Source organism: Vibrio sp. Vb0667, from assembly GCF_033391095.1.
In genome coordinates, this window is record NZ_JAWPOL010000017.1 from 61,242 (window position 1) to 85,405 (window position 24,164).

The following is a 24,164-nucleotide window of genomic DNA, read 5'->3' on the forward strand; positions in this document are numbered from 1 at the left end:
CAGAACTCAAAGACATCTACTGAGTTACTGATATCATAAGGCTAATTTTTCGAACTCAAGAAACCCGTAATGAACGAACAAGAACAACTATTCCTCAAAGAGCTTGAAAGCAAGCTCTGGACAGCCGCAGACAAACTCCGTGCGTCACTCGATGCCTCTCAATACAAGCATGCGGTACTTGGCTTAATTTTCGTTAAATACGTGTCTGACGCCTTCACGCTTCGCCAAGAAGAGCTAAAACAAGACTTTGCTAACCCTGATCACGAGTACTTCCTCGATCCTGAAGGTTACACGGCTGAAGAACTTGAACAAGAAATCGCGATTGAACTGGAACAGCGCGATTACTACAAAGAGAAAAACGTGTTTTGGTTGCCTACTGAATCTCGTTGGAAGTTCCTGCAAGACAATGGCCCGATGGTCATTGGCGGTGCCGATTTGGTTATTGATGGTAAGACGAAGAAAATTACGTCAGTTGGTCACCTGATTGATAACGCCTTGGAAGGTATTGAGCGCGATAACCAGAAGCTAAAAGGCGTACTCAACAAGCACTACGCATCGCTAAAAATTGATCAGGCAAAACTTAATGAGCTGATTAACCTAATCGCGACCATTCCATTCAATCATAAGTCGCTTAACAGCAAAGATATTCTTGGTCATATTTACGAATACTTCCTAGGCCAATTTGCGCTTGCTGAAGGTAAGAAAGGCGGCCAGTTCTATACGCCTGCCTCCATCGTTTCGCTGATTGTTGAGATGATTGAACCGTTTGAAGGTCGTGTGTATGACCCTGCAATGGGTTCTGGCGGTTTCTTTGTGCAATCAGAGAAATTTATTGAGCGTCGTGCTAACCAAAAAGAGATTGACCCGTTAACGCAAAAGCAACGAATCTCGATTTACGGTCAGGAATACAACTACACCACATGGCAGCTTGCAGCGATGAACATGGCAATCCGTGGCTTGGATTATGATTTTGGTAAGGAGCCAGCCAGTACCTATACCAATGACCAGCACCCTGATTTACGAGCTGATTTCATCATGGCAAACCCTCCATTCAATATGAAAGAGTGGAACACGGGTGTTGATGACAACGATCCTCGCTTCAAATACGGCCAACCTCCAGCAGGTAACGCAAACTTCGCATGGATGCAGCACATGCTTCACCATCTCGCTCCTGATGGCTCTCAGGCGCTTCTATTGGCAAACGGTTCGATGAGTTCAACTACCAACAACGAAGGTGAAATTCGTGCGGCCTTAGTTGAGAACGATCTGGTTGAGTGTATGGTTGCGCTTCCGGGGCAACTGTTTACCAACACCCAAATCCCTGCATGCATCTGGTTCTTAACTAAAAACAAAAAAGCTCGCACCGATAAATCGGGTCGAAAACTGCGTGATCGCAAAGGCGAAGTGCTGTTTATTGATGCTCGCAACCTTGGATATATGAAAGACCGTGTGCTTCGAGATTTTACCCAAGATGATATCCAGAAAGTCGCTGACCTGTACCACGCTTGGAAAACAGGTGAAGAAGTTAATGGCCTCGTCTATGCAGACCAAGCTGGCTTCTGCAAATCCGCAACGTTGGAAGATATTAAGAAAAATGATTTTGTGCTCACTCCGGGACGTTACGTTGGCGCGACGGAAGAGCTAGATGACGGCATTCCGTTTGCTGAGAAAATGGCGACGTTAACCTCAAAATTGAGTGAGCAGTTTGCAGAGTCAGAAATGCTAGAAACAGAGATTAAGAAGAATCTAGCGGGGTTGGGATATGAGCTTTGAGCAGACGCCTCTTAATGAATTTATCACATTACAAAGAGGGTTTGATCTTCCGAAAGGTGATAGAGCTGAGGGTGCAGTCCCTGTCATCGCATCTACAGGGGTTGGAGGCTATCACAACACTGCTAAAGTCGAAGCTCCCGGAGTAGTAATTGGTCGAAGCGGAAGTATCGGAGGAGGTCAGTATATTCAGGAACCGTTTTGGCCCTTGAATACCACACTCTGGGTTAAAGACTTCAAAGGACATGATCCTCGCTATATTTATTACCTGATGCGAAGCATTGATTTTACCAAATTTAATGTGGGATCTGGTGTACCTACACTCAATCGAAATCACTTAAGCTCATTATTGGTAAATGAGATAGGTATCGATAGAGAGAAAATAATTGCTAAGTTGTTAGGTGATCTTGACGACAAGATAGCTCTCAACACTCAAACCAACCAAACCCTAGAACAAATGGCGCAAGCCATCTTCAAGTCATGGTTTGTCGACTTCGACCCAGTCAAAGCTAAGATGAACGGCGAACAACCAGAGGGAATGGATGCTGCTACTGCCTCGCTATTCCCCGAAAAGCTCGTTGAGTCTGAGCTAGGGTTGATCCCGGAAGGTTGGGAAGTCGGAACACTGGATAGCCACACATCTATGATTATTGATCATCGTGGCAAAACACCTAAGAAGTTAGGTAGTGATTGGGTTGAGGAAGGTTACCCAGCGATATCTGCAAAAAACATTAAATCCAAAAAGATTGTTCGCCCAGACACAATTCGTTTTATCGATGAAGCTACATACAAGAAATGGATGAAAGAGCCGCTTATCAAAGGTGACATCATCATGACTTCTGAAGCGCCTATGGGCGAGCTGTACTTCTTTGATGGTTCAGAAGATTTTTGTTTAAGCCAAAGACTATACGGTCTCAGAGCTAACAGTGATGTTTGTAGTCCAGAATTTTTGTTTAACTGGCTCCAAACAACAAAAGCAAAGGCAGATATGGAAGGGCGAGCTTCTGGTACAACTGCATTAGGCATTAAGCAAGCTGAGCTTCGTAAGGTTAAGATTTTGACCCCACCACTAGAACTTGTAGAAAAGTACAGTGCTGTAGCTAGTAATCTAGTCGATATGGCAGCGAAAAATAATGCACAAAATACAGTTCTTGAAGACCTGCGTGAAACCTTGCTTCCTAAATTGCTTTCCGGCGAAATCGAGTTAGGCTAACAGAACTAAAAATAAACAGATAATAGCCTCAGACTTGGCTAAAAGTACTGAGGCATCATGGAATCATTGATATGGAAAGTTTACTTGTTAACGTCAGTAAATATGCTTCAAGTCATCAAACATCTCCTACAGAAAACTTCATTACCGAAGCGTTTGCTTGGTTACTTAAATATGATGACGTGGTTAGAAAAGCATACGCTAAACTACTTGCCGAAAAATCACCACAGCATAGAGCGGAGATCTTAAATCTATCCACTTCTACAGATATAGAGACTCAAGTCAATTATGGTGGAAAATATCCTGATCTGTTGTGGAACGCTGCCGATGAAGACTTTTGCCTTGTTTTTGAACACAAAGTATGGTCTGAGCTACACGATAAGCAACTCAGTAATTATCGAAAATTCGCTGAAACTCATCTGAACAAGTCATTTCTCATTGCTCTCGTTACTGCTCACTCTGGACAACACCGCCAATCACCGAATATCGCTTTGTGTTGGTATGAAGTTGCCAACATTATTGAGTCGCTCGGTGAAGGTGATAATAAGGAAAGCTGGTTACGCGCGGAGTTCGTTAACTTAATAAAAAGCAACGGATTAGTAAATTCAACACCACTAAACCCTTTAGCAATCGCCTATTACAATGATGTTAAAAATATAGACAAACAGCTTTATGAAATAGCACGTCGATCTCTGCATCGGTCATGGCCTGTTTATCAGGAAGGTAATAAGGTTAAATTTCACCTTCCTCCTAAACACCGTAACGCGCGTGGTCGCTACGATGCCTTTGGTCGAATTGGTTTGGAGTTTTCCTCAATCAATGCAGGCAATGACGAAAGTGGCTGGATACCCGGAATATTCTGCGGGTTTATTATCGATGGTTATGATCATCAAGTCGAAGATTTGGTAAAAAATGGGCCTATTGCATCGCTAGTACTGAGTGTTAATAAAAGCATCCAGTCTAGTTTAAAGTCTCAAGGGCATTATGACCTTTTGGTCAATGAAATTAAGGCGAAATTGCCCACAGATTGGAAGCTAAGTGATAGAACTATTGCAGGGCTTAAATTAAACCCGTGGCATCCTTTGATTGTATATCGCGAGCTTACGAGCTTTATTCAGGATGCTCAGACGTTAGAAGAGCAGACGGAAGTATATTTTACCCAAATGGCAATGTTACAAAGCATTTTTCTTGATAGTGATGCGTTTAATTCCTTTTGCACCGAGATGCAGCGCTTAAGTAGCGAGGAAACAAAGTGATAACAGAAGACCAACTAGAACAACAATGCCTCGATTGGTTTAAAGAGCTAGGCTACCAATACCAAAATGGCTATAACATAGCGCCGGATGGTGACACCCCCGAACGTGAAAACTATCAGCAGGTCACGCTACAAGCACGTTTAGTGTCTGCCTTGGAAACCTTAAACCCTAATGTACCCAGTGATACCTTAATCGAAGTAGCGAAAACCGTTGCCACGCCGCAAACGCCTGTACTGATTAAAAACAACAAACTCTTTCACCAATATTTAATCGAAGGTGTGCCTGTTGAATACTCGGTAATGGAGCAAGAACAATGGGTGACCAAGCATACTCATGTTCGATTAATTGATTTTGAGAACCGCGAGAATAACGAGTTCTTAGTGGTCAATCAGTTCACCATCACGGGCACCAAAGTCAATCGTAGACCCGATGTGATTGTCTTCATTAATGGCTTGCCGATGGCGGTCATCGAACTGAAAAACCCCGCCTCTAATAACGCCGATATTTGGAGTGCGTATAATCAAATTCAGACGTACAAAGACGAAATATCCGACTTGTTCGTATTTAATGAAGCATTGGTCATCAGTGATGGTATTTACGCTAGAGTAGGCTCATTGACCGCGAACAAAGAGCGCTTCTTGCCATGGAAAACGATAGAGAGTGAAAACGACAAACCACTACTCGAATTCCAATTAGAGACCATGGTGCGTGGCTTCTTTAAGCCGGAACTGTTGCTCGATTATATTCGTTACTTTGTATTGTTCGAAAATGATGGCGACAAGATCATCAAAAAAATCGCAGGTTATCACCAATTCCATGCCGTGCGTGCTGCGGTTAAAGCGACTGTCATCGCGGCCACAACCTCTGACCAAGTCACCGAGCCACGAGCCAACTATGCCAATACTGTGGTGCCCGGAAGCAAAAAAGCAGGCGTGGTTTGGCATACTCAGGGAAGTGGAAAAAGCATTTCGATGGTCTGCTACGCAAGTAAATTGCTGCAACAACCAGAAATGAATAACCCAACTTTAGTGGTGGTGACTGACCGTAATGATCTAGACGGTCAGCTATTTAACACCTTTACGATGGCGCAAGAAACGCTAAAACAGATCCCTCAGCAGGCAGAAGACCGTGACTCATTACGTGATTTACTGCTCAATCGTCAATCCGGTGGCATCATCTTCACAACCGTACAAAAATTTGCTCTGCTCGATGAGGAAATGGCGCATCCTACTCTTTCTGAACGTTCAAATATCGTGGTGATGTCAGATGAGGCTCACCGCAGTCAGTATGGCAACAAAGCTCGTCTTGTTGATGTCAAAGACGAGGATGGCAATGTGATTGATCAGCGTTATGTCTATGGCTACTCCAAATACATGCGTGATGCCTTGCCAAATGCCGCTTTTATTGGTTTTACAGGTACACCGATATCGATGGACGATAAAGATACTCGCGGTGTCTTTGGTGATTATGTTTCTATCTACGATATTCAAGACGCGGTCGATGACGGCGCGACAGTGCCGATTTACTACGAATCCCGCTTAGCCAAGCTCGATATTAATCAAGATGAAATCGAAGCGCTTAACGATCAGGTCGAAGAGGAAATTGGCGAAGACGAAGAAACGGAAAGTCGCGAGAAAATAAAATCACAGTGGTCAGCTCTCGAAAAACTCGTTGGTGCGGAGCCAAGAATCCAGCAGGTTGCACAAGATCTGGTTGAGCACTTTACCATTCGCTGTGAAACTTTTCCGGGCAAGGCGATGATTGTTGCCATGAGTCGCGAGATTTGTGTGGATTTATACGATGCCATCGTGGCCATCAAACCCGAATGGCACAGCGATGATCCAAACAAAGGCACGATCAAAATTGTTATGACAGGCAGCGCTGCTGACAAGGCCAAAATGCAGCCTCATATCCATGATAAGAAGACCAAAAAGCTGTTCGAGAAACGTTACAAAGATACCGATGACGAATTGCAATTGGTTATTGTGCGAGATATGTGGTTAACAGGTTTTGATGCGCCTTGTTGTCATACCATGTATATCGACAAGCCAATGAAAGGTCATAACCTGATGCAGGCGATAGCGCGAGTGAACCGCGTGTTTAAGGATAAGCCCGGAGGTTTAGTTGTTGACTATATTGGTATTGCCAATGAACTTAAAAACGCACTGAAGACCTATACCAATAGCCAAGGTAAGGGAAAGCCAACCGTTGATACCGCTGAAGCTTTCGCAGTCTTTATGGAAAAAATCGACGTAATTCGCGGTATGTTTGCCACGCCTGTTGATGGTGACATCTTCAACTATCGTCCGGATTTTGAAACCAAACCGCTGCAACTGCTTCCGGGAGCCGTGAACCATATCTCAGGTCTCTCACACCGCAACAGCAAAGGCGAAGAAGTTCGTGATGGCAAACGCCGTTTCCTTGATGTCATGGCTGCGTTGATGAAAGCCTTCTCATTGTGTAATACCTTGGATGAGGTTGATGGTTATAAGAGTGAAATCGCCTTTTACGGAGCGATCAAAACCGCCTTCTTAAAACACTCTACGGTTGATACCAAACGCAGCGATGAACTCCGTAATTCAGCTTTGCGCCAGATCCTGAATAACGCGGTGGTTGCCGATGGTGTGGATGATATCTTTAAAACGGTTGGTTTAGATAAACCGAATATTGGCTTGCTCTCTCCTGAGTTTTTGGAAGATGTTGCCAATATGAAAGAGAAGAATCTAGCTGTTGAGCTGCTAGAAAAACTGCTGCGCGACGAAGTGAAAGCAAGAATGAAAAACGATGTGGTGCAGGAGAAAAAATATTCTGACCGTATCATGATGACCTTGCAAAAATACCATAATCGTAACATTGAAACCGCTCAGGTGATTGAAGAGCTGATCCAGTGGGCTAAAGAGATGCAAGCTGACGCTGAGATGATGGAAAAGCTGGGGCTTTCCACTGATGAAATTGCGTTTTACCGTGCATTGGTCACCAACGAAGCATCTGTGCGCACCTTAGGCGATGACAACCTGCGCCAACTCGCTATTGAACTCACGCACCAACTGCGTAAATCGGCTACTGTAGATTGGCAGAAACGAGAAAGCGTGCGTGCACGGATGCGCAACCTTGTACGCCGTTTATTGCGTCGCTGGAAGTACCCACCTGATGCGGCTGAAGAGGCGATTAAGCTGGTTCTGGATCAAGCAGAAGTGCTAGCTGACGGGTGGTATGCGGCATGATTAAATGAAAGGCAAGGTCTGAGAGCCTTGCCTTTCTATTAGTGTTGACATTGGTCGTGTCTTATCATCCTACTTTCTGCTGAATATTATTTATAGTGTGTTTGTATTTAGAGAATGATCCCAGTAGTTTTCTTTTCCTCTTTAGGCTTAACGACTTTTGGCTTTGCATGTTCTGTATGCTTTCGTTTTGACTTCGTATAAGCGGACTTACGTGCAATACTATGATTTTCGATTTCTGCAATATTTCCTTTTACTACTTTTGCATAGGCAAACTTAGGTAATACTTTGGTCACTTCAATGGTCGCAACTTTGATTTCATCGTGGCCTAAACTCTCTTTTGTCACTGGATCGATAAATTTTTCACCCAAATTGAAGACATCAAAGTATTGTCCTTGCTTAACTGTATTACCGCCCGAGTTCAAAACTAAAGAGCCATTATTGCCAACTAAAACCACTAACGGATAAATGTTATCTTTTAGTTGGTTAAATATTTTTTTCGAAGCAATATCAACCAGAAGATTCAAATTGTTTCTACTTGAAGTGGTTGGAACAGTTGCTGACCATTTCACTTGATTATTGACAACATCGAGAATTTGAAATTTTACCAAAACTTTAGAGCTATAGTAGGTTTTCACATCTTTAATGCTTTCCCCTGTGAGCTCTACGGTACGTGAATTATCGACGACACTTTTGTTAGTGTTAGCAGTAACAACCTGACCAGTTACAAAATACTGTAACGTTGGATCGAGTCTGTCATATAGTACTTTGAACTTTCGGTCTTGCACCAAAAGTTCTTCGACTTTTTTGCCAATAATAGTGCCTTTTGGGCCAGAAAAACTACCAACAGCGATTGTTCTTCTTTTGGCATTTTGATCTTTTATTTTCTCTCTAGGGTCAACCTCAACCTTAACCTCTAACTTTACCTCACAGCCATAACTTGAACACTTTTCATGTAGCACTTTGTACTTAACGTTCCCTCGCGAGTATGTTGCAGTACCATCTGCCATAGAGTCGTTTAACTGTTTTGTCTTTCCGTTGTTAGTTGATGTAAGGAGTGAAGTGCGGGCACTTTCAATAGATACACCTGAGACCTGTTCTACCGCACGCCTTAAACTGACATCAATAGCCTGATCTAATGTTTCTCCTTGCCCATTTGTTATAACTTTCTCATAACTTGCAGCACTAGATAAACATGAGAATAAGCTTGCTGCGCAAAGTAGTATAAGCCTTTTATTCATGTTAAAAATCCGCCACATCAAACATATCTTCCGATTCAGCCGAGTTAATGTTATCAGAGAGAGTTTCTGCTCCCAGGGCTTCTTGCTCCAGCTTTTCAGCACTCATTCCACTTGCCATATTTTTTGCACTCACAATCTTCTTGGGGTGCCAAACGAGTACCGTCCCCACCATTTCATGCCCCATCACAGGGTGCTTACGACGCCATTCAAACTCAGTACTTACACCAGTCATATTTTGTACACTTGATGTCATTGAAGCACTTTGTTGAACGGATTTGATTAATTCATTAGTTAAGCCTGGGGACTTTTTGCGAACAGCACCTGTTATCAAATCGAACTGCTCAGCTTTACTGACACGGTTTTCCTCTGAAGTTGACTCTTGGAAATCACCATTCAGATTATAGGTTTGTGCCAAGCTCGCCCAAGCGTTGTTTGTTGCAAAGCTCTTAGCTGCTTTACGTTCAATTTTTCTTTCCGTTGGTGAGGATGTATAAGTAACGCCTGCTTGACCGTATGAAATCAACATGGGATAGCCGTCGGAGTCATAGCTAACTTGAGTTCCTACCTTCAGATATAGACTGTCTTTTTGGTTATAGAACATATCGTAGATAGATGTCATTTTAGGGTTAGCTTTATCTTTCTGTGGTGTAATTTGACCGCCGGAATCGATCATTGCACGAACTTGATCTCGTTTATTTGCAGACAAAGCAAGTACAACCCCAACTGTTCCTTGACCAGAATCTCTGATTTCCTCATAGGTTTTGATAATCATCATTCCAGCCAAATCACCGTATGAAGACCTTATAGTTTGCTTGATCACTGACTCTTTAAATAGATCGCGCTTGATCGATGGTGGGGCTGCTTCAAACTCTTTTGGATCAATCCCCATTTCTTGTAATTCTGCATCAAGTTTACCTTCCAGCACCGCAACCACTTTATCTAAGAAGCTCGCCATCTGAGAGTCACTCTTAAAATCCTCTTCAGTCGGGGTCGGCAAGCCGCTATTTTTAGTCATGGAGTAAAGCATGTTATTTTCGACACTGGTATTTAGTGTTTGTAAGTATTCTTTTTGCGCCTCTAATACGGCCTTATCTAATGCTGCTACTCGAAACTCTGCCCATCGAGGGTCATTGCGCTCTGCCATGATTTCAGCAGAACCAGAATAAATAAATACACTATGTTGCTTACCCTGTTTATATAAGGTGCGTTTTACGTTTGCCACATAAGCATCAAGCTTTTCATCAATGGCATCAGTGGTATCAACATCGTTTTGAACTTGGACCACATCTTTATCGGTTTGTTTGCCCGCAGCCTCTTCTGTTATTTCTGCTACCGTTGTTGTATCTACTAAATTACCTTCTTGAGATGCATGTGTTGGTAATGACAAGCCAGCGATTACCATTGCTGTAAGTAATTGGTTTAATTTCATTTTTAATCACCTAACCCTCTAACTAAAAGTAATGGGCAGCTTTCACTGCCCATCATTTGACGCTACCTACCAGCTCACACTTGAGCCATCCGCTACCTTGCCGACTACTCGCTCTCCTTCCCAATACGCTAAACCATTTTCTATATTGGTTAGTGACATTTGGAAATAGTACTCAATTCGTGTATCTCCGTTATCTAGAGTTGAGTCTCGCTGAAGGATTTTGCCTGATAGGCTAAAGTCTGGGGCTAGTACTTGGTTATCTCCTTTGACACTTGCCTGTTTGACCATTTTGGAATTTTTTAAATCACGCATTTTTTTTGTGGCATCGTCCTCACCGAATGCAGTTGTTACTAAGAATTTTCCTGATTGAAGTAACTTTACTCTTAAAGATTTGGTTAGCTGATCAGTGTCTAAGCGCTGCATAGTGTCATTCTCAATGCCACTTACATAAATAATGTATCGACCACCAACATCTGCTTGAGGGTGAGTCATCAATTTATTAGAAATAATGTCATCAGCCATTTCATTTGCTGCTTTCGAGAAATCAGCGTAAGAGAGGGCTGCTACCACATTTGTCGTTGTATCAGCAGCATCAATATAAGATGTGGTTGTTTTACAACCAACCAAGCTCATCGCAGCTACAACAGCTGCAATTGTCAATTTTTTCATGTTTATCCTTAAATATTTACGACTTTTACGGATGGTTCTATTAATGGAGAGACCGCTTTCACGTAGATGATGTGTTTGTTAGATTCTGTACTAAGCTCAACTGGAATAGTGAAAGATCCTGCCTTTATTTCAACTGTATTGTGTTTGGCTTTGATTCGAGTTGCTTGATATTCACTCGGTAGGGCTGAGAAAGTTCGAATATCAGCACCAGTAGTCACCATTTGTAAAATGGCTAATGCATCACCAAGTAAAGCGTTTTCATCTTTAACTTGTTTTTGAGCGATGGTTTTTAATGTTACTCGGGTGATTTCACGAGCTAAAATATATGGAAACTCCTGATCGAATTCGGCACTAATTATCTTATCCATATCTGCAATAGTGCTGGTCTTTGAACCATTAATTGTAATGCTGTCAAATGTTGTACCGCGTTTTTTCAAGGTAGGAATTGCGATACCAGCATAAGATACATTGTTAGACAGTAAGAAAATTGGCAGATCAATTCGACGCTCTTCTTTCACTGGCGATTTGCCATTTTCAAAAATCACCCAAACTTGATCTTTTAGCTTAGATTGGCTTGGATTTTTAACCATACTACGTGCCAATTGATAGTCCGCTTTGGCAGCAGGTGAACCAGTAAGAGAGTGTACACGCTTGAAAGAGTTAGCAGCTTTTTCAAAGTCTGACTTAGATTTACCTGTGATGAGTAAATGAAGACCGTAAGAATATGTAGTAAAAGGGTTTACGTAGCCTTCATAAGGTTTCCATTGGCCTTGCTCAATACCTGCTTTTTTTAGTGTATTTTGTGTCAAATCCGATTCTATGGTCTGCTTTACCAAAGCGCTTGACTCACCAGCTTCAGACTCCAGTTCTTCACTTCGCTCCTTAATGATATCTGCAAAATGTTGAGCTGCTCTACGCTGTCGCTCTTCTGCTCTATTTAGTTCAACGCGAGCATTTTGATAGTCATGAAGTGATATAAAATTCCATGCTTTAATGGTATTTGTCATGATGCCGTCGTAATGCGCTTGTTCGTAAGCCAACATGGCGTCATTTCCAACCATTGAACCAATAAGCTCAACTCCCTCAGAAGCAGTACTTTCCGTATCTTCTTCTTTCATCATTGTTTCTGTTTCATCAAGCAGCTTGGTGGATAATTCGTATTCACCTGCATAGTTCAAGCTTGCACCAGCTTGCAATGTCCATAGTAGGTCGCTTGTTTCACCTGAATCGTTATCGTAGCCAGCATGTTCTAAGGCTACTTGAGATGCTCCCGAAAAGTCACCAGAATCAAGTTTTGAATTGAAGCTATCGAAGTCGTTTTTCTGCATCATACTTGTACAGCCTGACAACATAACCACACTGATCGTGCTGCTAATTAGTTTTATATTCATTGACTTTATTGTTATCTAAATGATTGATTTTTTGAACTAGAATCACCTTATACTCACAAATAGCACTGCAATCAAGCTCTTAATGTGTGGTTAATTAACACTTTTAGTATTATCCGATTATTGAATGTTATTTATTTGATTTATGTCATTAGACTCACATGCGTCTCTTGTCTTTGAAAGTTGAGTGTATCTACTAAACGTAAGCGAATATCGATTGTTATCAGTAGGGAAGCTCTTCTTATCTCAATTGGACCATTTCATTATGTGTAGTAGTAATGAAAGGAATTTCAGATAGATATTATCTTCGTGTATATCCCAACGGTTTCATTTTTAGGAGCTTTTTATGCACGAAAACAACTACTATTTTGATGGTCCTGTTACAGCAGATAAGGTGCTCGACGCGGCCGCTGAAATCCTTGCCACACGGGCTCTCCGAGGCGAACAATATTGCAATCCCGAAGCAACAAAAACCTATTTATCTTGCAAATTAAAACACCATGAAAGAGAGGTGTTTGCGGTGATGTTTCTAGATAATCAGCATCGCCTTATTGCTTTTGAAGAGCTCTTCTTTGGCACAATTGATTCGGCAAGTGTTTATCCCCGAGAAGTCCTCAAAGCGGCTTTAAAAATCAATGCCGCCGCACTCATCTTTGCTCACAATCACCCTTCTGGTGATGCCACACCTTCCCAAGCCGATAAACAAATTACGCAAAGGCTCAAAGAGGCTTTAGCGCTGGTGGACATTCGAGTTCTTGATCATATCGTGGTTGGTGATAGCGCCATCTCTTTTGCAGAAAGGGGGCTACTATGATCCAGAAAATATCGGGTGAACTGGAATTGCAGGATAGCTTTCATCAAGCATTGCTTTTGATAATCCAACGTTATTCGATTCCTCAACAAGCTCAACGTATTGTCCTGAACTGTCGACAAAAACGCTATTACCAGACGGGGCAGGGGCTGCATCCTATTGAAATTCAATTTCGTCGAACATCGGCCAGTGAAGATTGGCAGGTCGTCTGTTTAGCGAGTTTTTCTTATTCGGAAAATAAACCGAGTGAGATGGAGCCTGAACTCTACTTTCATCTCTTCAATCTTTGGTGTTATCAACCAGATAGCGGTGCTGCAAGTCTCGCACACCCGCAAGTAAAAGCGCTGTTAGATACATGGCTGAACGTGCTCTCTCGACACCTTACTCAGTCCCTCTTTGATGACATTCAGTTATCGATGATTCAAACCTTCGATGAACACCACTCATGATCACATTTTAACCTCGGCCACTTTTAGGAGATCTAGCCATGTCTATACTGAATTTTACGCCGTCAGTGCTGCCTGTTTCTAATAAGCTTCTGGCGTTATTAAACCAACATTGTCATGCCTCAATGGAATCAACACAGTCCACCAGCCATGCCCTCTCTATCCATTTTCGAGACAAAAGCTATAGCGCGGAAGAAGGGGGATATCATCCGGTTGAGATTGGCCTCAACATTGTGAATGGTAAAACGGTTGATATTCTCTACATTACCGATTTTGCGTATATGGGGAGCTATTATCCGGAGTTAGAGCGATGCATTGATTTTGACTTTGGCAATCAAGTCGCTTTTACCGTCGCCACGGGATGGCAAAGCATTCGCTCTCCAGGCATCGATGAGCTGTATCAAATGTGGGAGCAAAACTTTCTTCAGTACGTCGAATGGGAGTGTTACGACGACATTCAGATTTCTCATTAACTTTTATCAATCTAGCTAAGCTTTAACCTGCTGCTTTATATCTCTACCAAAGAATCAATCAAACTTCTGGTTGTGGTAATCCCAACTGTTCATCTCGCTCTGTCACTCTTTCTAATATCCAGTCTTGGACCTCGCTTTCTACCCAAGCCACGCTGCGAAAGCCCAGTGATACCGATTTAGGGAACTTACCCTCAGCCATGAGCTTGTACATGTACGCACGGCTCAAACCTGTATTATCCAGCACTTCTTTTAGTCGAATTAGTCTCATTTTTCTGTCCTCATGATTTGTTCGTCATAAGGAGGTAGCTAGTTGTAATTTTTCCGGACGCTAACTAAGGAGCGCTTATGTCCGAACAGCACGATCTTTTCACTACGCTTGAAAGCGAGATACGCCAGGCATCCCTCAATGAATGTACTCGCACCAAGTTACTCGATAACCTCAAACAAATGAGAGCCACCGAGCTCAACATTCTCATTACAGGAGCCACCGGAGCAGGAAAAAGCTCAACGATTAACGCTCTCTTTGACATGAGTGTTGCAGAGGTGGGAATCAGTTGTGAGCCGCACACTCAGGGTGTTACGCAATATCGTCTGAACAATCTTATTCTTTGGGATAGTCCTGGTCTGGGGGATGGTATCGAAGAAGACAAGCGCCATGCCCGCTTATTGAAAAATACGCTGAGAGCGAGAGATGAGCAGAACCGTTTCGTGATTGACTTGGTACTTGTGATTCTTGATGGTAGCTCACGCGATTTAGGTACACCTATCGGCTTGATTAACGATGTGCTTATTCCTGCATTAGGCGAAGACGCACAGCACCGTTTAATCATCGCCATTAATCAAGCCGATAATGCGTTAAAAGGAAATCAAGCCTGGAACTACGAAAGCAATACACCGACACCCGTGTCTAAAACTTATCTTGAAACCATGGTGCGCTCGGTTCATCGACGCGTATTGCGTGCAACAGGGGTTTATCTAAAGCCCGTCTACTACGTTGCGGGGCACTGTGATGGATTGGCCAAGCAACGGCCCTATAACCTTTCCAAGTTGCTGTATTTGATTGTTGAACGTTTACCAAAAAATAAACGGGTCTTACTGGCGAATCGCACGCTTTCCCCTCGACATGAGAATTGGAAAGACAACGATGCCAGTGATTACAACAAAAAAACCAGTCTTAGTTTGTGGGAGGCAATCTTCGACACGACGACTCAAGGTGCGCAATACGGTGAAGAGATAGGAAGTGTGTTTGGCACGACAGGTAAGCACCTGGGCAAAATTATAGGCGGTGCACTAGGGGCATGCTTAGGCAGTTTACGCTATCTCTTTGGCTGGTAGATAAGCGCCACTACGGTTACATCTCTCAAAGCCAACCTCTATTCGACATAAGTTGTCGCAACCACCTTTTAATATCAACTTATTGAATAACTGTTCAAAGGATACTTCTCATGAAACCAATTATGCTTACAACGGCACTGTCAGTGCTATTGGCCTTTAATGCGTCAGCTGAAGGCTATAAAGTGGAATACAAAGACATCAATACTCAATGGGGAACCAAAACGAAAGTATTTGTGACCTCTCTGTTTGATTTCACCACTATCTACAAAATTGAGGTGAATCGAGGTAACTGCGAAGTTGCCTGGCCAGAGATGCCTAAGGTGACGGTAAACAAGAATAAATACAGCCAATCAGATGACTTACTCAATAATCTGACTAACCCCAATTACAAAAAGTCATCTAGCGATAGCAAAGCGAATGGGGTTGTATGGCACCGTTATCCTGAGGTGGACTTAAAATACGGAGATTCAACCGGATACGTCACCACAACGCGCTGTAGAGTCTTAGAGATAAAAATCTTCTCCAGTGAAGGTGAGTTCCGTTATACGACAGATTAGATTATAGAAAGGCCCCCTACGGGCCTTTCTTTTTTGCCTTCTCACTTGCAACTGCTGTGGAAGTTTTTTCCTTTATCCCCAAAAGGCTTACTTTCAAGTTTTGCTAAATAGCTGACACGGTAAAAAGCCTGATTGTATTGGTTGTAAAAAGTCTCCGTATCTAGTCGCTTATTAATTTCATAAGTACCGTTATTAGGGAAAAAAATCGCACTACTTGCTTGCCCGACCGTAATACCGATTGCACTTGCCCAAGCCTTAGCGACCATCCCTGAAACGTATTCACCCGTAAGGTCATCATAAGGCCCTATTCCTTGAAAAACATCACCATTTAGCAATACGGCTACGTGATAGTGAGGATACACTGAAGTGACTATCTCTCTACACCAGATAAATCGAGGTTGAGAGTGGCGGTTGTGCTTCTTACGTTTTAGATAAGCACACATGATCGCTTTGAAGGACTCTTGGAACTTAGTAATCTGTTTGCCAGTTACCCCGTTAACCGGATAACCATCTGGGTAATGTAAATCAAATCGCATTAGCCGTGTTCGAGGGTATTGGCTTAACGCATAATCGAAAGTCTTCTTGGTTTTTCGTAAGTACTTTGGTTCAAGGGCCCCTTGGCTGGTATTGAAACTCAATGGCATACCGTTGATGTGTAACTTACATGCATTGTTGATGTTATTCATTTCTACCATTCCTATTGGTTAGTGTTCTCAATAGGTAGATAGGTTGTTGTAATTTATTAGATAAGATTCATATAAATACTATTATTACCGACAGTTTTTCACTCCCTTCCTCCAGCCACGTATCTTTGTTCAGCAAGGCGTCCTGTAGTTTCAAAACTTGCAAGAGTTACTCTGATGAAAACTACCCGTCAGTTTGGCGAAACGCCTCTTTCCTTTTCGAAAAAACAGACATCAAACGATGTCATGTTGCCAATAACGTCATGCCTGAGCTTACGCTGTCACATAAGAACAGGTCTAATCTCCGTGATTTCTCAATGAAAAGGCTATGATAACCTTGCTAAAGCTAGGTTTGGCGTTGGGTTGTCTATGAAAATATCTACTTGAAAAACACTTTTAAATGACGTAGAAAATACTGAATTAATACTTAATTATTACTAAGTAATTTATGGAAAATGTTATTGAGAATGTGAACATAGATAGTGATCCTAGATTTCTTTTTGATGTGAGCTTTATGATGAAATTACTCCCCACTCAGAAAGATATTGACTCGAGAATCATGATTGCTAAGAAGGCAGTAAGGAGTAGTTCTGTTGAAGATGTTGAGGAAAAAAGACGGCAGTTTTTAAAAAACAATGTCGCTCTAGTCACATATGAATGGATAGACTTTAGTGACTATGTGACGTGTTATTTTATTTGGTACTTTATGCTATTAACGATACGAGATAGGAGTGATAAAGAGATAGACAAAAGATTGAGCTTCAGTGTTGATGTAGCTTTCGTAGATAACATGTTCGATATTATTCATAGAGACATTCCTAGATTCCCAGAGCAAGCCTCAAAGTTCAAAGTGCATACGATTATCTTCTTACACTTCCTCTTTTCTCAAACCAAGACATATGGAATCTCACAGAGAGAATTTTTAGATGCAATAAAGAGGAAATTCCTCGAGTTCAGACGGTCACCATTCTTCAGACTAACCCTGGAGGAGAATGAGGATAGAGCATTATGGACAGAAGAAAGACTAAACAATGATCGTCTGAAGCTACCACAGGAAATACCTGCTACTAAAAAAGCACATAGCTTATCGTTAGCGATATCGCTGTTTCTTTGGGATCAAAGCTCTCAGTTTTCATTAAATACCTCAGGTGAGGAGCAAATTGTTGGCAAAAGTGTGTACGTTCATAAACTGAATCTTTCATGGAATCAATATAAGCATAGAGAGAAGAACAAGCTTAAGAAGGTGAAGGCCTACAGTTTTGAGATGGAGGAGTCTCTGCAAAAGAAAATTGACCACCTATCTAAAGCACTTGATATGAAGAAAAACAGGCTTATTGAGTATCTCATAGAGCAGGAGTACACCAAGCAAACTAAAAAATAGCCAGGGTGCTTTAGTACTCAGAACGGATTGTTTCTGAAAAATGAGCGCGCACTGATTTCTGATTTAGTGATGACAGAAACAAAAACGCCACGAGCAAAGCTGGTGGCGTTGACATTAAATCCAATCATAGCAATCGAGCATTTTAGATGCTCCCGTACCCCAAGCCGTACCCAGAGCGATTTTATCTACAATTAAAAGCCGTTTAACCCCTTATTTAATGCGCTCTAGCAGTACGCCTGCTTCCATATGGTGGGTATAAGGGAATTGGTCAAACAGAGCAAAACGCGTCACGTTGTGTGTTTCGCATAGAATGTCCAAGTTCTCTTTTAGAGTCTCAGGGTTACAAGAGATGTACATGATGCGCTCGTAACCTTGCACCATTTTACAAGTATCGACATCCATCCCAGCACGTGGTGGATCGACAAAAATCGTGTTGCAGTTGTAGCTCTTCAGATCCACACCTGCATCTTGTAGACGACGGAATTCACGCTTACCTTCGATCGCTTGAGTAAATTCCTCTGCCGATAGACGTAAGATTTGTACGTTATCAATCTTATTGGCGGCGATGTTGTACTGTGCAGATACCACAGATGGCTTCGCTAGCTCAGTTGCCAGTACGCGGTCGAAATTCTGTGCCAACGCCAGCGAGAAGTTACCGTTACCACAGTAAAGCTCTAGTAGGTCGCCAGTGCTTTCTTGGGTACAGTCGACCGCCCATTCCAGCATCTTCTCTGCGACTTTGCCGTTCGGCTGAGTGAAGCTGTTCTCTACTTGTTGGTAGATGTAGCTTTGACCATTTACATCGAGCTTCTCGATAACGTAGTCTCGGTCTAGGACAATCTTCATCTTACGAGCGCGACCAATGATGTTTAGGTTAAAGCCTTCATCATTTAAACGCTGTTTAAGGGCTTTCGCGTTTTCAATCCACTCTTCATCAAGTTGGCGATGGTAAAGGAGTGAAACCAGAATCTCACCACTTAGCGTCGATAGGAAATCCACTTGGAACAGTTTACGACGTAGTGAGTCGTTGTCTTTCATCGCTTCAACCAATAGCGGCATCAGGTCGTTGATCAGACGGCTTGCTGCAGGGAATTGGTCAACACGGTACTTCTCACGAGTTTCTTGGTTGAACATGATGTAGTAAAGATCTTCGCCTTCATGCCAAACACGGAACTCAGCACGCATGCGGTAGTGCTGCTCTGGTGATTCAAACACTTCCAGTTCTGGCATGTTGTATGGCGCGAACATATCCGTGAGACGTTCGACTTTTTCAGCCAGTTGTTCTTGGTAGCGTTGTGGGTTTACATCAAGAGTAGCCATGATCTTACCTTTTATGGTGCATTCAATTTAAGAGCGCAGATTTTATTCAATCTCAATAGGATGTCCAGTTTTGTACTGGAATTGATTTAAAGATAGTGCGTACAGGCAGAGTAGAAAGCAAAATCAATCAAAACGTTACAACTTCTAAGGGCAATATTGGCTGGACAAATAATCAATAGCTGAATAATATTTGCCTCAAGTTGGTGCTATCTAGCAATCTAGATGGCTGAAATGGGAATCTGGTGTGAATCCAGAACTGACGCGCAGCGGTAAAAGAGAACGAACGCTCATCAGACACTGCATTAGTTTATGTGGGAAGTCGAGCAAGTAGGCGGTACACCCGTGCTCTTGAGTCCGAATACCTGCCAACAACTGAGCCACAGCACTGGACTGTCATGATGACAGGGCTCGGAAGGAATTACGCGATTTAGGACAATACAATGAGAAAATCCGCACTGGCGATCACTTTGGCATCGCTGCTTTCACCTGTCTCTTATCTACAGGCCCAAGAAACCTCCACTGACGAAACCATCGTTGTTACGGCAAACCGTTTTGAGCAAGCCGAAAGCCGTACGTTGGCAGATGTCGAAGTAGTTACTCGACAAGACATCGATCGCATTCAAGCGAAAACCCTACCAGATGTATTGCGTCGCCTTACCGGGATTCAAGTTTCACAAAATGGTGGTCGTGGTCAGCTAGCGTCTTTATTTGTTCGTGGAACCAGTTCCGACCAAGTTTTAGTACTGGTTGATGGCGTACGTTTTGCACGAGCAGCGAAGGGCGCTGTGGACTTTAACCAAATCCCACTTACTTACGTTCAACGTATTGAGTACGTGCGTGGTGCGCGTGCGTCACTTTACGGCTCAGAAGCGATTGGTGGCGTGATCAATATCATCACCATTGCGCGTGCTGACGAAGAAGGAACGAAGTTAAGTGCGGGTTTAGGCAGCTTAGATTACCAGGAATTGAGTGTGGCATCTGGTATTAAAGTCACAGAGAGCGGCCAGCTAAATATCGCGCTTGGTAGTGAAAGTGATGATGGTTATAACGTTCGTCCTGTACCGGGAGTTAATGACGGTGATCGCCATGGCTTTGATACAAAGAATGGTCTGCTAGGTTACGTGCATAACTTCAATGATCAGTGGTCTGCATTTGGTAACCTACGTGCTTACGAAAATGTTTATCAATATGACAGCAGCTACGGCAGTCGCGGTTACTACGAAGCAGAAAAAGACGATCTTTCTGTCACTCTGGGCGGTAAGTATCAGTCTGATAATGTAATGTCAGAACTACAAGTAACGGCACAGAAACAGAAGTCTTGGAACTATGAGCAAGCAAAAGGCAAACACTCAGGTACTAAAGATGAACTTGAGCAGCAGAATGTCCAGTGGACCAACAGTTACTTGCTAAACAACAATACGACGTTGGCTGGTGGTATTGATTGGCGTAATGAGTCTTATAAAGACAAGAATGTGAATAAGACGTTTGATCGTACCAATGGCGCTCTGTTTGGTATGGCAACGACTAGTATTGATAAAGCAATGCTTGAGGGCAGTGCTCGCCTTGATGATAACGAAGAATACGGTAGTGAGTTCACTTACAGTTTAGCGGCTGGTTACCAATTTGTGCCAGAGTTTGGGGTTAAAGCTTCTTTTGGTACTGCGTTTAAGGCTCCAAACCTATATCAACAGTATGACCCAACATACGGTGAGAAAGATCTGAAGCCGGAAGAGTCAGATGCTTGGGAGCTAGCATTCAGCGGTGATGTCCAAGGCGTTTTTTGGTCCGTCACGGGTTATGACTATAAAATCACGAATCTTATCGATTACCATCCAACCACATACAAATATTTGAATGTCGATGGTGAAACACATATCCAAGGTGTGGAGCTTGTTGCTGAGTTTGATACAGGGATTGTGCAGCACCAGTTGAGTGCAGATTACAAAGATGCTGAAGACGATAAAGGGCATCAGTTGCAGCGCCGCGCTAAAGAAATGTATAAGTGGAATGCTTTAGTGAGCTTCGATAAAGTGGATTGGTCGGTTAGCTATCAGTACGTCGGTAAGCGTCCAGATGTGGATTACAGCACTTGGCCTTCACAAGATATTACGCTTTCTTCTTACTCGTTAGTTGATACGGCGGTGACTTACTATCCGAATGAGTCGACCTCTATTAGCGCTCGTATCGATAATCTACTTGATGAAGAGTATGAGATGGCAAAAGGTTACCCTGCTGCAGAGCGAGCGTACTATCTCAACGTTGGCTACGAATTCTAATCGTGAATGAGCACAAACCGCCTTCGGGCGGTTTTTAATATTTTGTGGTGGAAAATCGAATGAAGAAACCCAAGCGAGTGGTGATCAGTTGGTCCAGCGGTAAAGATTCGACATTAACGCTTGAGCGCCTTAACGAGAATCCAAATTATCAAGTTGTCGGTTTGTACACGACTTACGTAGGGAAAGAAGTCCCTTTCCAAGCAACTCCGCTTGAAGTCGTACAAATGCAAGCAGACTTACTTGCGCTTCCGCTCATTACTATCGAGCTACCTGAAGTCTTTCCAAGTAACGACATTTATCAATCGACCATCGTTAATGCATTACAAAGTAGTGGTCTGAATATAGAAGCTGTCGCATTTGGTGATATGTTTTGTAATGGCATTGCCGATTACCGACGCAGCTATATTGAACCTGTTGGCTGGGAATGCGTCTTTCCTCTATTAGGGGAGAGCAGCGAAAAACTAGCGATGGAAATCATAGAGCGTGGTATTCAAACTATGTTAATCACCATCGACGGAAGAGTTCTCCCTCCAGAATGGTGTGGTCGCTGGTATGACAAAGCCCTAATAGAGTCATTACCAAGTCAAATTGATCCCTGTGGGGAAAATGGTGAATTTCACACATTGGTTACGTCTTCGCCATCTTTTCAAGGACATATCGAGTTGACGAAGCGAGATGTAGAATCTGGAGATAGATTCAGCCATCAAAGATACCATGCTAAAGCATTGCCAAAACAAATCTACGCAGTATGATCGCAACGTTTCTGTTCTTTAGGTAAGACTCGTGCGAGTAGCAAGTAAGAAAAAAGTCCTAGTTTTTGACTCTGGTGTTGGTGGTCTTTCTGTATTCCAAGAGATACATCGCCTATTGCCCCAGTTAGACTACTTATACTTATTCGATAATCAGGCTTACCCTTATGGTGAACTCGATCAGGCTGTACTCATTTCACGAGTTAACCAACTGGTCTCTTCATTAGTCGAAGAACACCAAGTCGACGTTGTTGTCATTGCTTGCAACACGGCGAGCACCATAGTGCTTCCTTCCTTACGCGAAAATTTATCGATTCCCGTTGTTGGTGTTGTCCCTGCGATTAAACCCGCATCGCTTTTAGCATCAAAAGGGGTAGGGCTGATCGCCACTCCGGCGACAGTAACACGCCAATATACTCACGAGTTAATACGGGACTTTGCGCAAGGCAAACCAGTTGAGCTGGTGGGATCAACTCGCTTGGTAGATATGGCCGAAGAGAAGTTGCGAGGCAACAGCGTTTCTCTCGACGAACTGACAAATATCCTGCTTCCCCTTCGCGATAAAGTCGATGTTGCGGTGCTCGGTTGTACTCACTTCCCTTTAATCAAAGAGGAGATTCATCAAGCTTTGGGTGGGGACGTTACTTTAATTGATTCAGGCGCAGCGATTGCACGTCGAGTAAAAGCATTGCTATTAAGTGATGAAATTGAGGATACAGAAGAGGGAAGTAAGTCGATTTATGCCAGTGCAACTCCTTGGCAGGAAGATGCACTGAACATTTGTTTAAAGAAGCTAGGTTTTAATCCTGTTCAGGTTTACCACCATCCGGATGTTTAGGATCGTTCGCAATTCTCACTTTTAGCGTTCTCTCCATATATTCCTTTTCATTAAGTTTAGCGATAGCTGGCTTGGCATCTGCCGCAGCCATCACTACAAAACCAAACCCTCTTCTTTTTCCAGTACGCTTATCTTTCATTAAGCGTACCGCATAGACCTGTCCATATTCAGCAAACAAATCGCGAACATGACTCTCATTGGCCTTATAAGGAAGGTTGCCGACATACAGCGTTTTAGTTGAAGGATCAGGCTCCGAAGATTGAAGAACAGGTGTTTTGCTAGAAAATGAAAAAAGAAAAGCAGTAGCGATAACACCAATGAGGAAGCTCAAGGCTGGTGGGATGATGAATTGAGAGAAAATGATTCCCCCAACGATGGCCAGCCCAACACATAAAATCAGATTTTTTTTAGACGTCATTTTAATTACTACACATAGTGATAAAGAGATCGATTGTCCATTAACAGAATAGACACATGAATCTTACGTATATGGTTGGTGTTTTTCCAACCAATTGCTGTGATATGTCTCAAATGTGACGAAGAAATATGCAAATATCGCACTTTTGGCTAATTTGTGACCGGTTGGTTTTTTATTTGCAAAAAACGCTTGTACTAATTTCTCAACTCCCTATACTGCGCATCCACCGACACGGAGTGAGACGAAAGTCACACAGCGAGTCGGAATTGAGAGAAAAGAAATTTGAAAAAAATGCTTGACTCTCTCACGGTGTGAAGTAAGATACGCACCCCTAACGACGAGCAACTAAGTTGCTGAAAATGTTAGAAAAGCTCTTTAAAAATAAGAACCTATCAATCTGTGTGGGCACTCGTTGATGATAATCCAATTAGATACCTCGGTATCAAATTAGGTTTCAATGAAACGAAGTGACCATTCGAATTGGGAAGCAGCCTTGAGCTGTTTTATTTCACTTTTTAAAGTGAAAACCAATAAGAGCACAGTCAATTCAAACATTACTTATGTAATGTTCAGTATTCATTGAGCCTCTCCCTATTTATTTAGGGAATCAAAAACTTTAAATTGAAGAGTTTGATCATGGCTCAGATTGAACGCTGGCGGCAGGCCTAACACATGCAAGTCGAGCGGAAACGA

The 24,164-nt window shown here is 42.7% G+C and carries 21 protein-coding genes, 1 rRNA gene and 1 riboswitch; of the genes, 14 read left to right on the plus strand and 8 right to left on the minus strand.

Going from position 1 to position 24,164, the window contains the following annotated elements; genetic code table 11:
• The first annotated feature begins 69 nt into the window (after positions 1–69).
• The 4 genes from R8269_RS15725 to R8269_RS15740 all read left to right on the plus strand — a co-directional run bounded on the left by R8269_RS15725 (position 70) and on the right by R8269_RS15740 (position 7,460).
• Positions 70–1,773 (plus strand): class I SAM-dependent DNA methyltransferase, encoded by a 1,704-nt coding sequence (locus R8269_RS15725; RefSeq protein WP_318104959.1) that lies wholly within the window; start codon positions 70–72, stop codon positions 1,771–1,773.
• A complete protein-coding gene (locus R8269_RS15730) occupies positions 1,763–2,983 on the plus strand; it encodes a restriction endonuclease subunit S (RefSeq protein ID WP_318104958.1) in 1,221 nt (406 codons plus the stop codon). The genes R8269_RS15725 and R8269_RS15730 overlap by 11 nt, the downstream gene beginning before the upstream one ends.
• A gap of 71 nt (positions 2,984–3,054) precedes the next feature.
• Entirely contained in the window at positions 3,055–4,236 is a 1,182-nt protein-coding gene (locus tag R8269_RS15735) for a PD-(D/E)XK nuclease family protein (RefSeq protein ID WP_318104956.1), read from the plus strand.
• Entirely contained in the window at positions 4,233–7,460 is a 3,228-nt protein-coding gene (locus R8269_RS15740) for a type I restriction endonuclease subunit R (RefSeq protein WP_318104955.1), read from the plus strand. Before R8269_RS15735 ends, R8269_RS15740 begins: the two co-directional genes overlap by 4 nt.
• A 107-nt stretch (positions 7,461–7,567) precedes the next feature.
• On the opposite strand, the gene R8269_RS15745 is transcribed toward R8269_RS15740, so the two are convergent.
• The 4 genes from R8269_RS15745 to R8269_RS15760 all read right to left on the minus strand — a co-directional run bounded on the left by R8269_RS15745 (position 7,568) and on the right by R8269_RS15760 (position 12,187).
• On the minus strand, positions 7,568–8,698 hold the full coding sequence (locus R8269_RS15745; protein ID WP_318104953.1) for a hypothetical protein: 1,131 nt from the start codon (positions 8,696–8,698) through the stop codon (positions 7,568–7,570).
• A 1-nt stretch (position 8,699) separates the two neighbouring features.
• Positions 8,700–10,127 carry a DUF6844 domain-containing protein gene (locus R8269_RS15750; RefSeq protein WP_318104952.1) on the minus strand — a complete coding sequence of 476 codons (1,428 nt, stop codon included), beginning with the start codon at positions 10,125–10,127 and terminating at the stop codon, positions 8,700–8,702.
• Between the two features lie 66 nt (positions 10,128–10,193).
• Positions 10,194–10,796 (minus strand): penicillin-binding protein activator LpoB, encoded by a 603-nt coding sequence (gene lpoB, locus R8269_RS15755; RefSeq protein WP_005393740.1) that lies wholly within the window; start codon positions 10,794–10,796, stop codon positions 10,194–10,196.
• Positions 10,797–10,804: 8 nt separating this feature from the next.
• A complete protein-coding gene (locus R8269_RS15760) occupies positions 10,805–12,187 on the minus strand; it encodes a hypothetical protein (protein ID WP_318104951.1) in 1,383 nt (460 codons plus the stop codon).
• Positions 12,188–12,530: 343 nt separating this feature from the next.
• On the opposite strand from R8269_RS15760, the gene radC reads away from it, so the two are divergent.
• Genes radC through R8269_RS15775 form a run of 3 tightly spaced genes read left to right on the plus strand, consistent with a single transcriptional unit; the run spans position 12,531 to position 13,914 of the window.
• Positions 12,531–12,998, plus strand: a complete 468-nt coding sequence (radC, locus tag R8269_RS15765; protein ID WP_257897025.1) for a RadC family protein — start codon at positions 12,531–12,533, stop codon at positions 12,996–12,998.
• Positions 12,995–13,444, plus strand: coding sequence for a DUF2787 family protein (locus R8269_RS15770; protein WP_318104949.1), 450 nt, complete (start codon positions 12,995–12,997; stop codon positions 13,442–13,444). The genes radC and R8269_RS15770 overlap by 4 nt, the downstream gene beginning before the upstream one ends.
• A gap of 38 nt (positions 13,445–13,482) precedes the next feature.
• On the plus strand, positions 13,483–13,914 hold the full coding sequence (locus R8269_RS15775; RefSeq protein WP_046874361.1) for a DUF2787 family protein: 432 nt from the start codon (positions 13,483–13,485) through the stop codon (positions 13,912–13,914).
• A gap of 58 nt (positions 13,915–13,972) precedes the next feature.
• Here the strand turns inward: R8269_RS15775 and R8269_RS15780 are convergent, their stop codons facing one another.
• Positions 13,973–14,182, minus strand: coding sequence for a helix-turn-helix transcriptional regulator (locus R8269_RS15780; RefSeq protein ID WP_104969920.1), 210 nt, complete (start codon positions 14,180–14,182; stop codon positions 13,973–13,975).
• Positions 14,183–14,259: 77 nt separating this feature from the next.
• Between R8269_RS15780 and R8269_RS15785 the strand changes: the two genes are divergently transcribed.
• Both R8269_RS15785 and R8269_RS15790 read left to right on the plus strand, forming a co-directional pair.
• Positions 14,260–15,249, plus strand: coding sequence for a GTPase family protein (locus R8269_RS15785; RefSeq protein ID WP_258615179.1), 990 nt, complete (start codon positions 14,260–14,262; stop codon positions 15,247–15,249).
• Positions 15,250–15,359: 110 nt separating this feature from the next.
• Positions 15,360–15,806 carry a hypothetical protein gene (locus tag R8269_RS15790; RefSeq protein ID WP_258489751.1) on the plus strand — a complete coding sequence of 149 codons (447 nt, stop codon included), beginning with the start codon at positions 15,360–15,362 and terminating at the stop codon, positions 15,804–15,806.
• 41 nt (positions 15,807–15,847) lie between these two features.
• On the opposite strand, the gene R8269_RS15795 is transcribed toward R8269_RS15790, so the two are convergent.
• Positions 15,848–16,492, minus strand: coding sequence for an inovirus Gp2 family protein (locus R8269_RS15795; protein ID WP_258489750.1), 645 nt, complete (start codon positions 16,490–16,492; stop codon positions 15,848–15,850).
• Between the two features lie 445 nt (positions 16,493–16,937).
• Here R8269_RS15795 and R8269_RS15800 point away from each other — a divergent pair, with 445 nt between their 5' ends.
• Entirely contained in the window at positions 16,938–17,870 is a 933-nt protein-coding gene (locus R8269_RS15800) for a hypothetical protein (RefSeq protein WP_318104943.1), read from the plus strand.
• Positions 17,871–18,080: 210 nt separating this feature from the next.
• Here R8269_RS15800 and trmA read toward each other — a convergent pair whose 3' ends face one another.
• Positions 18,081–19,190: a tRNA (uridine(54)-C5)-methyltransferase TrmA gene (gene trmA, locus R8269_RS15805; RefSeq protein WP_205391035.1), complete on the minus strand. Its 1,110-nt coding sequence runs from the start codon at positions 19,188–19,190 to the stop codon at positions 18,081–18,083.
• A gap of 184 nt (positions 19,191–19,374) precedes the next feature.
• Positions 19,375–19,575: riboswitch (cobalamin riboswitch) on the plus strand.
• A gap of 55 nt (positions 19,576–19,630) precedes the next feature.
• On the opposite strand from trmA, the gene btuB reads away from it, so the two are divergent.
• From btuB to murI, 3 genes are read left to right on the plus strand one after another with little or no spacing between them, the layout of a single operon-like run.
• Positions 19,631–21,466 (plus strand): TonB-dependent vitamin B12 receptor, encoded by a 1,836-nt coding sequence (gene btuB, locus R8269_RS15810; protein ID WP_215810254.1) that lies wholly within the window; start codon positions 19,631–19,633, stop codon positions 21,464–21,466.
• A gap of 59 nt (positions 21,467–21,525) precedes the next feature.
• Positions 21,526–22,218: an ATPase gene (locus R8269_RS15815; protein ID WP_017821272.1), complete on the plus strand. Its 693-nt coding sequence runs from the start codon at positions 21,526–21,528 to the stop codon at positions 22,216–22,218.
• Between the two features lie 31 nt (positions 22,219–22,249).
• Complete coding sequence (gene murI, locus R8269_RS15820) at positions 22,250–23,053, plus strand: glutamate racemase (protein ID WP_053809005.1); 804 nt, start codon at positions 22,250–22,252, stop codon at positions 23,051–23,053.
• Here the strand turns inward: murI and R8269_RS15825 are convergent.
• Positions 23,016–23,471, minus strand: a complete 456-nt coding sequence (locus R8269_RS15825; RefSeq protein WP_017821270.1) for an RNA-binding protein — start codon at positions 23,469–23,471, stop codon at positions 23,016–23,018. The two genes, murI and R8269_RS15825, sit on opposite strands and share 38 nt — an antisense overlap.
• A gap of 618 nt (positions 23,472–24,089) precedes the next feature.
• On the opposite strand from R8269_RS15825, the gene R8269_RS15830 reads away from it, so the two are divergent.
• A 16S ribosomal RNA gene (locus R8269_RS15830) occupies positions 24,090–24,164 on the plus strand; the annotation flags it as partial.